At 66.1% G+C, this 14,742-nt stretch carries 10 protein-coding genes; 6 read left to right on the top strand and 4 right to left on the bottom strand.

Annotation, left to right across the window (positions count from 1 at the left end):
- Positions 1 to 2,100, bottom strand: a 2,100-nt coding sequence (locus N7573_RS21500; protein WP_279943280.1) for a TonB-dependent receptor, incomplete at its 3' end; no start/stop codon positions are given.
- Positions 2,101 to 2,321: 221 nt separating this feature from the next.
- Between N7573_RS21500 and N7573_RS21505 the strand changes: the two genes are divergently transcribed.
- Both N7573_RS21505 and N7573_RS21510 read left to right on the top strand, forming a co-directional pair.
- Positions 2,322 to 3,713 carry a 3-deoxy-7-phosphoheptulonate synthase class II gene (locus tag N7573_RS21505; protein ID WP_279913946.1) on the top strand — a complete coding sequence of 464 codons (1,392 nt, stop codon included), beginning with the start codon at positions 2,322 to 2,324 and terminating at the stop codon, positions 3,711 to 3,713.
- Between the two features lie 581 nt (positions 3,714 to 4,294).
- Positions 4,295 to 5,482, top strand: a complete 1,188-nt coding sequence (locus N7573_RS21510) for a mechanosensitive ion channel family protein (RefSeq protein ID WP_343238968.1) — start codon at positions 4,295 to 4,297, stop codon at positions 5,480 to 5,482.
- Positions 5,483 to 5,509: 27 nt separating this feature from the next.
- On the opposite strand, the gene N7573_RS21515 is transcribed toward N7573_RS21510, so the two are convergent.
- The 3 genes from N7573_RS21515 to typA are packed head-to-tail and all read right to left on the bottom strand — an operon-like array spanning position 5,510 to position 9,500.
- Positions 5,510 to 7,132: an amidase gene (locus tag N7573_RS21515; RefSeq protein WP_149909486.1), complete on the bottom strand. Its 1,623-nt coding sequence runs from the start codon at positions 7,130 to 7,132 to the stop codon at positions 5,510 to 5,512.
- Positions 7,133 to 7,173: 41 nt separating this feature from the next.
- Positions 7,174 to 7,641 carry a DUF2127 domain-containing protein gene (locus N7573_RS21520; protein ID WP_005408223.1) on the bottom strand — a complete coding sequence of 156 codons (468 nt, stop codon included), beginning with the start codon at positions 7,639 to 7,641 and terminating at the stop codon, positions 7,174 to 7,176.
- Positions 7,642 to 7,652: 11 nt separating this feature from the next.
- Positions 7,653 to 9,500: a translational GTPase TypA gene (gene typA, locus N7573_RS21525; RefSeq protein ID WP_010483969.1), complete on the bottom strand. Its 1,848-nt coding sequence runs from the start codon at positions 9,498 to 9,500 to the stop codon at positions 7,653 to 7,655.
- 274 nt (positions 9,501 to 9,774) lie between these two features.
- On the opposite strand from typA, the gene N7573_RS21530 reads away from it, so the two are divergent.
- The 4 genes from N7573_RS21530 to prpE form a co-directional block, all read left to right on the top strand.
- Complete coding sequence (locus N7573_RS21530; protein WP_004153629.1) at positions 9,775 to 10,266, top strand: peptidylprolyl isomerase; 492 nt, start codon at positions 9,775 to 9,777, stop codon at positions 10,264 to 10,266.
- Positions 10,267 to 10,384: 118 nt separating this feature from the next.
- Positions 10,385 to 11,371: a malate dehydrogenase gene (locus N7573_RS21535; protein ID WP_004153634.1), complete on the top strand. Its 987-nt coding sequence runs from the start codon at positions 10,385 to 10,387 to the stop codon at positions 11,369 to 11,371.
- 158 nt (positions 11,372 to 11,529) lie between these two features.
- Positions 11,530 to 12,144, top strand: coding sequence for an RluA family pseudouridine synthase (locus N7573_RS21540; RefSeq protein WP_279913671.1), 615 nt, complete (start codon positions 11,530 to 11,532; stop codon positions 12,142 to 12,144).
- A gap of 747 nt (positions 12,145 to 12,891) precedes the next feature.
- A partial coding sequence (gene prpE, locus N7573_RS21545) for a propionate--CoA ligase (protein WP_279943281.1) occupies positions 12,892 to 14,742 on the top strand: 1,851 nt, incomplete at its 3' end.

The following is a 14,742-nucleotide window of genomic DNA, read 5'->3' on the forward strand; positions in this document are numbered from 1 at the left end:
GGCGCCGCGGCGCGGTCCCCATTGCGGAGCGAACACGCCGACGCCACCGCCATCGCGCAGCTGGTAGCTGCGGTCCAACGCGTTGATCACCGCCAGCTGCACGTGCAATGGATGGCCGCTGTCGGCATTGAAATCGTGCCCGGCGCTGAGGTTCACCTGCAGGTACGACGGCAGCTCGCCACCGTTGGGCACGCCCTCGATGTCCGAACGCAGGCCACTGCCGAACACGTAGTTGGCCCCGATCCGGTTGTGCCCGGCGAAGGCGTAGCTGAGGCCACCCGACGAGGTCAGCTTCTGGTCGTGGTCCAGGTGGATCCAGTGGTTGGCCACATAGGCCAGCGCCTCGGGATCGAGGTTGTACTGGCTGGTGATGACATCCGTACCGATGGCTTTGTTCAGCGCGGCATTGAAGTAGGCACTGAACGGACCGTTGCTGTAGTCGGCACTGAACTCCAGACCACGGATGTGTCCGCGGCGGTAGTTGAAGGTCGAGTAGATGTAGGCGGCGCCGAACTGGCCTTCGTCCTGCAGGCGGGCGACGCGGCGGTCGTAAGCGTCCAGGCCCAGGGTCAGGTGTTCACCCAGCTGCTGCGAGACGCCGATGTCGTAGTAGTCGCTGCGCTCGGCCAGCGGCGTGTTGTTGCCGCCGCCGGGCTGCTGGTTGGTGGTGCCGTCGTACAGGGCGATGTCGCTGCTGGCGATCAGTTCACTGGCCGGTGGCGTGAAATAGCGCGAATAGCCGGCATGCACAGTGGTGCTGTCGCTGGCATTCCAGACCACGCCCACGCGCGGGCTGAGCTGGCCCTCGGTGCGGCCGAAGGCCTTGTAGCGGTCACCGCGCAGACCGTAGTTGACGGTCCAGTCGTCGCCGATTTTCCACTCATCCTGTACGTACAACGCCAGCGTGCTGGCATGGAAGGCGCTGTGGTCAGGAATCAGCAGCGGCGTGGTGCTGGACTGCTGGCCGCCGTCATCAACCGGGAACACCCAGCTGTTGCTGCTGGCCCGTGCGTTCTCGTAGTTGCCGTACAAGCCGTAGCGCAGCGTGTGGTCGTTGCCCAGTGGTGTGGAGAAGTCGGCCTGCAGGGTGTTGGCACGGTTGCTGCGCTGCACCTGCGAGGCGACGCCACTGAACACCAGATCGCCGACGACGTCCGGGTTGAACGCTGCATCGCTGTAGCGCTGCCCGGCGGACAGCTGGTAGGCGGTGCTGCCCAGCGTGCCCTGCAGTACCAGCATGCCGAAGCGGGTGGTCTCGCGCTGGGTCTCATCCAGCTGGCTGGAATCGAAGGTGGTGGTGTCCAGGTAACCGAACTGCGGCGTCTGCCCTGGATTGACCGGAATCTGGAAACGGTTGTTGGCGAAACCGGCGAACACACTCAGGCGGGTGTTCTCGTTGACCAGGTAGGTCAGGTCGGCGAAGGCCTTGCCCTGGTGGGTATCGTCGTGCAGCGGCTTGCGCGAGTTGGTCGGATTCTCCAGGCCGACTTCGTTCTGGTCGTAGTTGCCGGTCAGGAACCAGCTCCAGCGTCCCTGGTTGCCCCACCAGGAGGCATTCGGGTTCACCTTGCCGAACGAGCCGGTGGTCAGTCCGGCGCTGCCACCGTTGCCCAGCTCGGCGCCATTGCGGGTGGTGATGTCGACCACCGCCGCGGTGCGCTCGCCGAACTGCGCCGGCAACGCGCCGTCCATCAGGCGGATGCTCTTGATGGTGCGCGCATCCAGGGTCTGGCCGAAGCCGGAAATCGACTCGGGCAGCAGTACGCCGTTGATCCGGTACTGCAGGTTGGCGTGGTCGCCGCGCACGTGCACGCCGCCATAGGAATCCTGGACCACGCCGGGTGCCTGCAGCAGTACCTGGCTGAGCGGCGCGGAGGCGCCCAGCGGCTGCTTCTGGATGTCCTCGGCGGTGATCTGGTACTGGCTGCTGCCGATGTCCGGCGACAACGCGTTGCGGGCCTGGTCGAGCTGGGCGCTGACGGTGACCGTGTCCAGGTCCTTGACCGCAGGCCCGGCGCCATCGGCGGCGGCCGCGAAGGCGGGCAGGCTGGCCAGGGCCAGGGCGAAGGTGATGCCGGTAGCGAGGGGCGAGGGCTTCATGATGGGAAGAGTGATGGCAGGGCGTGGAAGGGGCCGGTCCATGGCGTGGAAGTGTTACTCCGTAACAGATCATGCGCCTGCCTTGAGCGGCTGACCATGCGGGATCTGGCTGCTCGCATCGGCCTTTCCCTGCCGTTCAGGCGGCCTGGCCGAGCAGGTCGGCCCTTTGCGCCAGCGGCTGGCTCTGCGACCATGACCGCCCCCCATCCCGGAAGTCTGCAATGAGCCTGTCCGCCGTTCCGCCCGTGCCCGATCCCGCCGCAGCCGCCACTGGCGCCGCTTGGTCGCCGGAGAGCTGGCGTGGCAAGACCGCGCTGCAGATGCCGACCTACCCGGACCCGGTGGCGCTGGACGCCGCTCTGCACGAACTGAAGCGGCTGCCGCCGCTGGTCACCTCCTGGGAAATCCTGGCGCTGAAGCAGCAGCTGGCCGAGGCGCAGGAAGGCAAGCGCTTCCTGCTGCAGGGCGGCGACTGCGCGGAGAACTTCAGCGACTGCGAATCGGGCACCATTTCCAACCGGCTGAAGGTGCTGCTGCAGATGAGCCTGGTGCTGGTGCATGGCCTGCGCCAGCCGGTGATCCGCGTCGGCCGTTTCGCCGGCCAGTACGCCAAGCCACGTTCGGCCGATACCGAGACCCGCGACGGCGTGACCCTGCCCAGCTACCGCGGTGATGTCATCAACGCGCCGGCCTTCACCGAAGCGGCACGGCTGCCGGATCCGAAGCGGATGCTGCAGGCCCACGCGCACTCGGCGATGACCATGAACTTCGTGCGTGCGCTGATCGACGGCGGTTTCGCCGACCTGCACCACCCCGAGTACTGGAACCTGGAATGGGTGAGCCATTCGCCGTTGGCCGCCGACTACCAGAAGATGGTGGCCTCGATCGGCGATGCAGTGCATTTCATGGAGACCCTGGCCGGGGCCCGCGTGCACAACCTCAACCGCATCGATTTCTACACCTCGCATGAAGCGCTGCTGCTGCCCTACGAACAGGCGTTGACCCGCCAGGTACCGCGCCAGCAGGGCTGGTTGAACCTGAGCACGCACTACCCGTGGATCGGCATGCGCACGGCCGCACTCGATGGCGCGCACGTGGAATACCTGCGTGGCGTGCGCAACCCTATCGCGATCAAGGTCGGCCCGTCGGTGACGCCGGATCAGCTGCTGCGCCTGATCGACGTGCTCAATCCGCATGACGAGCCGGGCCGACTGAGCTTCATCCACCGCATGGGTGCAGCGCAGATCGCCGAGAAGCTGCCGCCGCTGCTGGATGCGGTCAAGCGCGATGGCCGCCGCGTGCTGTGGGTGTGCGATGCGATGCATGGCAACACCGAAAGCACTGCCAATGGTTTCAAGACGCGCCGCTTCGACAACGTGCGTGGCGAAGTGGAGATGTCGTTCGATCTGCACGCGGCCGCAGGTACGCGACTGGGCGGTGTGCACCTGGAGCTGACCGGCGAAGACGTGACCGAGTGCATCGGTGGCGCGCGCGAACTGACCGAACGTGACCTGGAGCGCGCCTACCGTTCGACGGTGGACCCGCGGTTGAACTACGAGCAGTCGCTGGAGATCGCGATGGCGATCGTGCGCAAGCAGGAGCAAGTGCGGTAAGGGATTTTCGGCAGGGCTTGCAGCCCTGCACCTGCCAGAAGCCGAAGCAACAGCAACGGCAGAAGCGGGTATTCCGTGGGATGGCGGGGCGGTGTGGGCAGGCAGGACACGCCGTAAACCCATCCATGGGGGCTCGATGGCGCCATCCATGGCGCCAACGGTCCTGCCTACCCACATCGCCCCGCCTCTGACAGATTCCGGCGGCTGTTGGTAGGTGTCGACCTTGGTCGACACGCTGGATCCACGCCATGCGTGGATGCATTTCGATTCCAATTCGAGATATTCGATTCCGATGGGGATTCATCCACGCATGGCGTGGATCTACTGCAGATCCCAGAGATCTGTCGAAGGCGGGGTGGGTCCGGTTGCGGGGGCGTGAGCGCCATGGATGGCGCGACCGAGCCTCCATGGATGGGTTTACGGCGTCCCCCGCAACCGGACCCGCCCCGCCACCCCACAGGAAACCCGCTTCTGCTTCGGCTGTTGCTGTTGCTGTTGCTTCGGCTCGCAGCAGGTGCAGGGCTGCAAGCCCTGCCGATCAACACCCTCCTTACGAACGACTGACGTGACACTCATGCGTCATGCGCGAGGCTGTCCGCTTCGCTGTTCGAGTGGAGGTGGCAACGGTGCACTGGCAAAGCGCACAGGCCTACGCATGGCCGTTGGGATTGGCAGCAGTAGTGGGCGGCATCGGCGCGTGGCTGATCCTCTGGATCTACCATCGATTGAAAGGGCGTGATCGCCGGCGTGCACGCATCGGTCGCGTGCTCGGGTTGCCACTGGCCACCGCATGGCCGCTGCTGTTGTTGATCCCCGCATTGCAGGCCACGCCACTGCAGGAGCCGGTGCTGGGCAACCTGCAGCATGTGCTGCACATCGCGCTGACCGCGTGCTTCATCTGGTTGCTGGTACGCGCAGTGGCGGCGGGCGAGCGCGCGATCCTGCGCAGCCATCCCATCGATGTCTCCGACAACCTGGAGGCACGCCGCATCCAGACCCAGACGCGCGTGCTCAGCAGGGTGTTGATGGGCGGCATCATCGTGCTCGGTGCGTCGCTGGTGCTGTTGACCTTCCCGATGGTGCAGAAGATCGGCACCGCGCTGCTGGCATCGGCAGGCCTGATCGGCCTGGTGGCGGGTATCGCGGCCAAGCCGGTGTTCGGCAACCTGATCGCTGGCCTGCAGATCGCGGTGACGCAGCCGATCCGGCTGGATGACGTGGTGATCGTCGAGGGCGAGTGGGGCCGCATCGAGGAGATCGGCAGCAGCTATGTGGTGGTGCGCATCTGGGATGAGCGACGGATGGTGGTGCCGCTGACCTGGTTCATCGAAAACCCGTTCCAGAACTGGACGCGGCGCAGCGCCGACCTGCTCGGCACCGCGTTCCTGTGGTTGGACTACCGTGCGCCGATTGCCGCGATCCGCGCTGAGCTGGAACGCATCTGCCGTGGCGAAGCGTTGTGGGATGGCCGGGTCTGCGTGACCCAGGTGACCGAGACCAGCGAGCGTGCGATCCAGGTGCGCCTGCTGGTCAGCGCGCGCAGCTCCGGCGATGCCTTCGACCTGCGCTGCCTGGTGCGCGAGCGCATGCTCGATTTCCTCGCGCGCGAGCATCCGCAGTCGCTGCCGCAGGTGCGTGCGCGGCTGCAACACGAGGATGAGCTGGATATGCCGCGCGGTCCAAGTGCACGCACCGCAGATGTGCGTTCGCCGGGTGCTGAAGATGGTGAGGCGGCGATCGTGCCGGTGGAGCCGGAACCCGGACGGTAGCGCCGGCCGCTGGCCGGCACTACCGGATCACGGCTCGCCAGCGTCGATCAGTGCGTCGGTATCGAAGTGCGGTGGTCGCCGCGCGCGCGTGCGCTGCTCATAGGCATAGGCCATCTCGATCAGCTTCGGCTCGCTCCAGGCGGTGCCCATGAACAGCAGACCCACCGGCAGGCCATCGATCTGCCCCATCGGCACGGTGAGGCTGGGATAGCCGGCCACGGCGGCGGCGCTGTAGCTTTCACCGGGGAAGTCGTCGCCTTCGCTGCGGATCGGCCATGCCACGCCGGTGGTCGGCGCCACCAGCGCATCGAGCTGGTGGGCGGCGAGGGCAGCATCGATGCCTTCCGGGCCGGCCAGCCGGCGCGCATCGCTGCGGGCGCGGATATAGGCGGGGTCGGCCAGGCCGGCGGTGGCATCGGCCTCCACCAGCAGCTCCTGGCCGAACAGGCCCAGTTCCTGCTTGCTGTGCGCCTGGTTGAAGGCGATCAGTTCGGCCAGGCTGCGCAATGGTGCGCGGTGGGTGCTGAAATAGCGCTCCAGCCCGGCCTTGAATTCGTACAGCAGCAGCGTGCGCTCGGCCTCGGCCCAGGCGCCCTGGTTGGGCAGCTCCACCGGCACCACCACGGCGCCGGCGCGGCGCAGCTCGGTCGCCGCCTGTTCGATCAGTGGCGGCATGCCACGGTACTTCAGCAGCGGTGTCTGCAGCAGGCCGATGCGCTTGCCGCGCAGGCCCTGCGGGTCCAGTCGCGCGGTGTAGTCGTAGACCGCGCGGCCGGGCATGGTCGCGGTGGCCGGATCGGCATCGTCGCGGCCGGCGATCGCGGTCAGCACGGCGGCAGCGTCGGCGACGCTGCGTGCCATCGGCCCGGCAGTGTCCTGGCTGAAGGAGATCGGGATGATGCCGTCGCGGCTGACCAGGCCGACCGTCGGCTTCAGGCCGACCACGCCGTTGATCGCCGCCGGGCAGACGATGCTGCCGTCGGTTTCGGTGCCGATCGCCACGCTGGCCAGGTTGGCGGCCACGGCCACCGCGCTGCCGCTGCTGGAACCACACGGCGAATGGCTGATGCGATAGGGGTTGCGGGTCTGGCCGCCACGCGCGCTCCAGCCGGAGATCGAATCATTGCCGCGGAAGTTGGCCCATTCGCTGAGGTTGGTCTTGCCCAGCACCACCGCACCGGCGTCGCGCAGCCGGCGCACCAGGTAGGCATCGTCCGGACGGAAGCCCTGCAGGGCCAGCGAACCCGCACTGGTGGCCATCGGTGCGGCGTTGATGTTGTCCTTCAACAGCAGGGGAATGCCATGCAGCGGGCCGCGCAGGCGGCCGTCACGGCGTTCGCGGTCGCGCGCGGCGGCTTCCTTCAGGGCATCGGGGTTGAGCTCGATCACCGCGCGCAGGCGCGGCCCGGTGCGGTCCAGCGCGGCGATGCGCTGCAGGTAGGCCTGGGTCAGGGTGGTGCTGTCCAGTTCCCCGGCGGTCATCCGCGCCTGGAGGTCGGCGACATCGGTTTCGGCGTACGGGAACGGCACGTTGCGGCTCGCAGGTTCGGCCGCATGCGCGCTGGGCGTGGCCGGGCTGCAGCCAGCCGAAAGCAGCGCCGGCAGCGCGGCGAGCAGGCAGGTCAGCAGAGGCGGCAAGGACGGGCGCATGGGGCGGCTTGGTCGGCTCCAATCCCCAGTGTAGCCGGTGCTCAGCGGTGGCGCTTGCGCAGGTCGCGGGCGAGCACGTAGACCACGATCAGGTTGATCGCCAGGATCGTCCACGACGGCCAGCCGGGGTGGCGGATGATCGCGAAGATGTCGAAAGGCAGGTACAGGGCGGCGGTCAGGCAGCCCAGCCAGGAGGCCCAGGCCTTGGCCCGCCACAGGCCCCAGGCTTCGACCAGGTGCAGCAGGCCGTAGCCGATCATCCCCGCCGCGGCCAGGTGGACCGCGTCGGGGCTGATCATGTGCAGCAGCGAGGGCAGGGTGCCATGGTCCGGATCCAGGCTGAAACGCCGGATCAGGGCCATGATGCCGTGCCGTAGCGGCTGCGGTCCGAGCACTTCCAGCCCGGTGGCGGCCAACAGCGCCAGCATCGCCTTGCTCGCTTCGAGCAGGGCGATGACATGGAGACCCGGATGCCGGTGTGGATCCGGGTTGTAGCCGCTCTGGTTCACGGGGTGCTGGCTCAGCCGCCGCGCGAAGCCTTCTTGCGGTCGCTTTCGGTCAGGAACTTCTTGCGCAGACGGATCTCCTTCGGGGTGATCTCGACCAGCTCGTCGTCTTCGATGAAGTCCAGGGCCTGTTCCAGCGAGTACTTGATCGCCGGGGTCAGCTGGATCGCATCGTCCTTGCCCGAAGCGCGCATGTTGGTCAGCGGCTTGGTCTTGATCGCGTTGACGGTCAGGTCGTTGTCCTTGGAGTGGATGCCGACCAGCTGACCTTCATACACGTTGTCGCCTTCAGCAGCGAACAGCTTGCCGCGCTCCTGCAGCGGGCCCAGCGAGTAGGCCGGCGTGGTGCCCGGCGCATTGGCGATCATCACGCCGTTGATGCGCTTGGCGATCGCGCCCTGTTCCTTCGGACCGTAGTGGTCGAACACGTGGAACAGCAGGCCCGAACCCTGGGTCAGGGTCTTGAACTCGTTCTGGAAACCGATCAGGCCACGGGCCGGGATCGAGTATTCCAGGCGCACGCGGCCCTTGCCGTCCGATTCCATGTTCTTCAGCTGGCCCTTGCGGGTGCCCAGCTTTTCCATCACGCCGCCCTGGTGGATTTCTTCGATGTCCACCACCAGCTGCTCGATCGGCTCCATCATCTGGCCGTCGATTTCCTTGATGATCACTTCCGGGCGCGACACGGCCAGCTCGTAGCCCTCACGGCGCATGTTCTCGATCAGCACCGACAGGTGCAGTTCGCCACGGCCGGAGACCAGGAACTTGTCGGCGTCTTCCAGCTGTTCGACCTTCAGGGCCACGTTGTGGACCTTTTCACGGTCCAGGCGGTCCTTGATCTGGCGGCTGGTCAGGAACTTGCCACCGGACAGGTCCTTGTTGCCGGCGAACGGCGAGTTGTTGACCTGGAAGGTCATCGAGATGGTCGGCTCGTCGACGGTCAGCGCAGGCAGCGCTTCCGGGAAGTCCGGTGCGCAGATGGTATCGGAGATGGTCAGCTCCTGGATGCCGGAGATGGCCACGATGTCGCCGGCCTCGGCCGAATCCTGCTCGATGCGCTCCAGGCCCATGAAGCCCAGCACCTGCAGCACCTTGCCGTTGCGCTTCTTGCCTTCACGGTCGATGACCGCGACCTGCATGTTCTTCTTCAGGGTGCCGCGCTGGATGCGGCCGATGCCGATCACGCCCACGAAGTTGTTGTAGTCCAGCTGGCTGATGCGCATCTGGAACGGGCCTTCCGGGTCCACTTCCGGACGCGGCGCGTGCTGCATGATCGCTTCGTACAGCGGGGTCATGTCGCCGTCGCGCACGGTGTCTTCCAGGCCAGCGTAGCCGTTCAGGCCGGAGGCGTAGACGATCGGGAAGTCCAGCTGCTCGTTGGTGGCGCCGAGCTTGTCGAACAGGTCGAAGACCTGGTCGATCACCCATTCCGGACGGGCGCCCGGACGGTCGACCTTGTTGACCACGACGATCGGCTTGAAGCCCATCGCGAAGGCCTTCTGGGTCACGAAGCGGGTCTGCGGCATCGGGCCGTCCATCGCATCGACCAGGATCAGCACGGTGTCGACCATCGACAGCACGCGCTCGACCTCACCACCGAAGTCGGCGTGGCCGGGGGTGTCGACGATGTTGATCCGGTTCTTGATACCGGTCTTCTTGTCTTCCCAGGTGATGGCGGTGTTCTTGGCCAGGATGGTGATACCGCGTTCCTTTTCCTGGTCGTTGCTGTCCATCACGCGCTCGGCGAGGACGGTACGCTCGGACAGGGTGCCGGACTGCTTCAGCAGCTGGTCGACCAGGGTGGTCTTGCCATGGTCGACGTGGGCGACGATGGCGATGTTGCGAAGATTTTCGATGGACATACGAAAGGGGGCCAGTCGGCGCCGGATTTGGAAAAAGAAGTCCAACATTATACGTCGAACTTGACGATTCGCGAAAAGGTGGATTTCACACCCGTCATGGGGCCCATTCAGCTGGGGGGCCGCGGCGCCGGTCGAGGCCGCCTGGCCTGCACCGCGGGGCACCCCGTCCCGTGGCTGAAGCCCGGATCTGCGCCCATGGTCGAAGCCGCCGCCGCCACGAGGCAGGTGTAAACTAGGTGGCTAGACGCGTTCCCCATCTGCATCAAGGATCTTCATGTCCCTCATCGCCACTTTCGACACCACCCAGGGCCCGATCAAGGTCGAGCTGTTCGCCGACAAGGCGCCGCTGACCGTGGCCAACTTCGTGAACCTGGTCAAGCACGGTTTCTATGACGGCCTGATCTTCCACCGCGTGATCGCCGACTTCATGATCCAGGGCGGCTGCCCGCAGGGTCGTGGCACCGGCGGCCCGGGCTACAAGTTCGAAGACGAGAAGAATGGCGTGAAGCACGAGGTCGGCTCGCTGTCGATGGCCAACGCCGGCCCGAACACCAACGGCAGCCAGTTCTTCATCACCCACATCAAGACCGACTGGCTGGACGGCCGCCACACCGTCTTCGGCAAGGTCCTGGAAGGCCAGGCCATCGTCGATTCGGTCAAGCAGGGCGACGTGATCCATTCGATCACCCTGGAAGGCGACGTCGACGCCGTGCTGGCCGCCCAGGCCGAGCGCGTCGCGGAGTGGAACAAGCACCTCGCCGCCTGATCCCCCTTCGAAACGGCCACCCTCGGGTGGCCGTTTCCCTGTTCCCCGCCGCCCGCCAGGCCTGCGTGGCCACGCCCGCGGCGTCCCATCAAACGCTTGCAAGCAAGAGGAAACCCCCATGAAAGCACCCGTTCGTGTTGCCGTGACCGGCGCCGCCGGCCAGATCGGTTATGCCCTGCTGTTCCGCATCGCCTCCGGCGAAATGCTGGGCAAGGACCAGCCGGTCATCCTGCAGCTGCTGGAACTGCCGGTGGACAAGGCCCAGGCCGCCCTGAAGGGCGTGATGATGGAGCTGGAAGACTGCGCCTTCCCGCTGCTGGCCGGCATGGTCGGCACCGATGATGCCGAAGTCGCGTTCAAGGACGCCGACATCGCTCTGCTGGTCGGCGCACGTCCGCGTGGCCCGGGCATGGAGCGCAAGGACCTGCTGCTGGAAAACGCCAAGATCTTCACCGCCCAGGGCGCGGCGCTGAACAAGGTCGCCAGCCGTGACGTGAAGGTGCTGGTGGTCGGTAACCCGGCCAACACCAACGCCTACATCGCGATGAAGTCGGCCCCGGACCTGAAGCCGGAGAACTTCACCGCCATGCTGCGCCTGGACCACAACCGCGCGCTGAGCCAGCTGTCGACCAAGCTCGGCAAGCCGGTCGGTGGCATGGAGAAGCTGGTCGTGTGGGGCAACCACAGCCCGACCATGTACCCGGACTACCGTTTCGCCACCGCCGATGGTGCGTCGATCGCCGATGCGATCAACGACCAGGAGTGGAACGCCAACACCTTCATCCCGACCGTCGGCAAGCGCGGCGCGGCGATCATCGAAGCCCGTGGCTCGTCCTCGGCTGCTTCGGCCGCCAACGCAGCCATCGACCACGTGCGTGACTGGGTGCTGGGCAGCAACGGCAAGTGGGTCACCATGGGCGTGCCGTCCGACGGTTCCTACGGCATTCCGGAAGGCGTGATCTTCGGCTTCGCCGTGACCACCGAGAACGGCAAGTACACCCTGGTCAAGGATCTGCCGATCGACGACTTCAGCCAGAAGTACATCGACAAGACCCTGGCCGAGCTGGAAGAAGAGCGCGCCGGCGTCGCCCACCTGCTGGGCTGATGCAGGCGGTACCGGCTCCGGCCGGTACGTCTTCCATCAAGGTAGGTACCGGCCGCTGGTCGGTACGTGATCCAGAAGGTAGGTACCGACCGTTGGTCGGTACGCAGCAACGGGGAAGCTCAGGCTTCCCCGTTTCTGTTTGAGGAATACAGGAACTGATGATCCACCTGCATTACATCGACGACGCGCTGCTGGTGGCCGAGAAGCCGGCCGGCCTGCTGTCCGTGCCTGGCCGCAGCGCCGAGAACCAGGACTGCGTGGTCGCGCGCCTGCAGGCGCTGTACCCGGATGCATTGACCGTGCATCGCCTGGACCAGGTGACCTCCGGCCTGCTGCTGCATGCGCGCGGCAAGGAGATGCAGGTGGCGTTGTCGATGCAGTTCGAGCAGCGCCAGGTTGGCAAGCGTTACGAAGCGATCGTGGAGGGGCTGCTCGAAGGCGATGTCGGCGAGGTGGACCTGCCGTTGATCGTGGACTGGCCGAACCGGCCGAAGCAGATGGTCGATCACGAACGCGGCAAACCGGCGCTGACACGTTGGCATGTAATGGCACGTGATGTTGAAGCGCAGCGCACCCGCGTGGCGTTGGAACCGATCACTGGCCGCAGCCATCAGCTGCGCCTGCACATGGCCAGTCTCGGCCATCCCATCGTTGGCGATGTGCTGTATGACGCCGCGTCGGCGCAGCGTGTGCATCTGCATGCGCGCAGCCTGCGGTTCACCCATCCGGTGACGGGCGAGCCGCTCGCGTTCGAGTCCGCGACTCCGTTCTAGGGGTTCGGCAGGGCTTGCAGCCCTGCACCTGCAGAATCAACGTCAACGTCAGAAGCGGGCTATCCGTGGGTTGGCGGGACGGTGTCGGAGTGCGGGGACGCCGCAAGTACGTCCCTGTAGGCTTGGCAGCCGCTTGCTCGTGTGCGCTGTCCTGCGCACACGGCAAGACCGGGGTTGCGCGTCCTACCCAACCCGCCCGAGGCATGCCTCGGGCCCATGCGGCTGACACCCCGCACTCCGACACCGTCCCACCTTCGACAGGTTCCCGCGGCTGTTGGTAACTGCGGCTTTGTTCCGCGCGGGTGTTGGTAGGTGTCGACCTTGGTCGACACGATTTTCCTTTCAGATATCGAATGAATCATCCACGCATGGCGTGGATCTACCGTGTCGACCAAGGTCGACACCCACCAGAGCAGTCGACCAAGGTCGACATCTACCAGAGCAATACGCCTTTCCGACAGATCGCAGGAAACTGTCGAAGGCGGGGTGGGTCCGGTTGTGGGGGCGTGAGCCGCATGGACGCGGCGACCGAGCCTCCATGGACGGATTTACGGCGCCCCCCGCAACCGGACCCACCCCGCCATCCCTCAATGGCCCCGCTTTTGACGTTGACGTTGACGTTGATTCTGCAGGTGCAGGGCTGCAAGCCCTGCAGAACAAAACCCCACCCCCTACCAAGGTAGGGCGGCCCGCGCGCCAGCGCCGGACTATCCTCGAACCCATGACTTTGTCTGGGAGGGCTGCGTCATGAACTACGAGGAAACCTACCGTCGCTCGATCGACGAGCCGGAGGCCTTCTGGGGCGAGGAAGCCAAGCGCATCCATTGGCACAAACCGCCGCAGCAGGTGCTCGACTACAGCAACCCGCCGTTCCGGCGCTGGTTCGTCGGTGGTGAAACCAATCTCTGCTACAACGCCGTCGACCGCCACCTGGCCGAGCGCGCCGACCAGCTCGCGCTGGTCGCCATCTCCACCGAAACCAACAGCACCCGCGAAATCACCTATCGCCAGCTGTATCGCGAAGTGAACGACTTCGCCGCCGTGCTCAAGCACCTCGGCGTCGGTCACGGTGACCGCGTGGTGATCTACATGCCGAACATGGCCGAGGCGGTATTCGCGATGCTCGCCTGTGCGCGCATCGGCGCCGTGCATTCGGTCGTGTTCGGTGGCTTTGCCGCGCACAACCTGGCGCTGCGCATCGACGACGCCAAGCCCAAGCTGCTGATCGCGGCCGATGCCGGCATGCGCGGTGGCAAGTTGATTCCGTACAAGCCGATGGTCGACGCCGCCTGCGCCGAAGCCACGTCGCCACCGCCGCACGTGCTGATCGTGTCGCGTGGGCTGGATGCCGCCGAACCACGCGTGCCGGGCCGCGATGTGGACTACGCCGAGCTGCGTGCGCAGATCGGTGAAGTCGACGTGCCGGTGCAGTGGCTGGAAGCGAGCGAGCCGAGCTATCTGCTGTATACCTCCGGCACCACCGGCAAGCCGAAGGGCGTGCAGCGCGATGTGGGGGGCTATGCGGTGGCGATGGCACAGTCGATGGAAACGGTGTTCGACTGCAGGCCGGGCCAGGTGATGTTCTCCACCTCCGACGTCGGCTGGGCGGTCGGCCATTCCTACAACGTGTACGGCCCGCTGATCGGCGGCTGCACCTCGCTGCTGTACGAAGGGCTGCCGACCAACCCGGACCCGGGCATCTGGTGGGCGCTGTGCGAGCAGTACAACGTGCGCACGATGTTCTCGTCGCCCACCGCCATCCGTGTGCTGAAGAAGCACGATGCGGATTTCATCCATCGCCACGACCTGGGCGCGCTGAAGTACCTGTTCCTGGCCGGCGAGCCGCTGGACGAACCGACCGCGCACTGGATCAGCGAAGCGCTCGGCAAGCCGATCATCGACAACTACTGGCAGACCGAAACCGGCTGGCCGGCATTGACCCTGCTGCCGGGCCTGGAGATGAAGCCGGTGCGTTTCGGCTCGCCCGGGTTCCCCAATCTCGGCTACCGGATGAAGGTGATCGACGAGAACACCGGCGAGGAAGTGGCACCGGGGCAGAAGGGCGTGCTGGTGGTGTCGCCGCCGCTGCCGCCGGGCTGCATGAGCACGGTGTGGAACGACGACAGCCGTTTCCTGCAGAGCTACTTCAGCCACTTCAAGGAGCTGCTGTACAGCTCGCTGGACTGGGCGATCCGTGACGACGATGGCTACACCTTCATCCTCGGTCGCACCGATGATGTGATCAATGTGGCCGGTCACCGGTTGGGTACGCGCGAGATTGAAGAAGCCATCTCCAGCCATCCACGTGTGGCCGAGGCGGCGGTGATCGGGGTCAAGGATGAGCTGAAGGGGCAGGTGCCGCTGGTGTTCGTCACCCTCAAGCAGGGGCTGGATGGCGAGGATCCGGCGCTGGTGGTGGCCGAGATGATGGCCACGGTGACCACCTCGCTCGGCGCGGTCGCGCGCCCGGCGCACGTGCACGTGGTCAATGCGCTGCCCAAGACCCGATCCGGCAAGCTGCTGCGGCGCTCGCTGCAGGCGCTGGCCGAACAGCGCGACCCGGGTGACCTGTCGACGCTGGACGACCCCAGCGCGCTG

Origin of the sequence: Stenotrophomonas sp. GD04054, from assembly GCF_029836955.1 — a bacterium.
In the GTDB taxonomy this organism is placed as follows: Bacteria; Pseudomonadota; Gammaproteobacteria; order Xanthomonadales; family Xanthomonadaceae; genus Stenotrophomonas; species Stenotrophomonas maltophilia_A.

Excerpts from the sequence above, each read along its gene's own strand:
- N7573_RS21505 (WP_279913946.1), top strand. The coding sequence starts at position 2,322 with ATGAGCCTGTCCGCCGTTCCGCCCGTGCCCGATCCCGCCGCAGCCGCC.
- N7573_RS21515 (WP_149909486.1), bottom strand. The coding sequence starts at position 7,132 with ATGCGCCCGTCCTTGCCGCCTCTGCTGACCTGCCTGCTCGCCGCGCTG.
- N7573_RS21535 (WP_004153634.1), top strand. The coding sequence starts at position 10,385 with ATGAAAGCACCCGTTCGTGTTGCCGTGACCGGCGCCGCCGGCCAGATC.
- typA (WP_010483969.1), bottom strand. The coding sequence starts at position 9,500 with ATGTCCATCGAAAATCTTCGCAACATCGCCATCGTCGCCCACGTCGAC.
- N7573_RS21510 (WP_343238968.1), top strand. The coding sequence starts at position 4,295 with ATGCGCGAGGCTGTCCGCTTCGCTGTTCGAGTGGAGGTGGCAACGGTG.
- N7573_RS21540 (WP_279913671.1), top strand. The coding sequence starts at position 11,530 with ATGATCCACCTGCATTACATCGACGACGCGCTGCTGGTGGCCGAGAAG.
- N7573_RS21530 (WP_004153629.1), top strand. The coding sequence starts at position 9,775 with ATGTCCCTCATCGCCACTTTCGACACCACCCAGGGCCCGATCAAGGTC.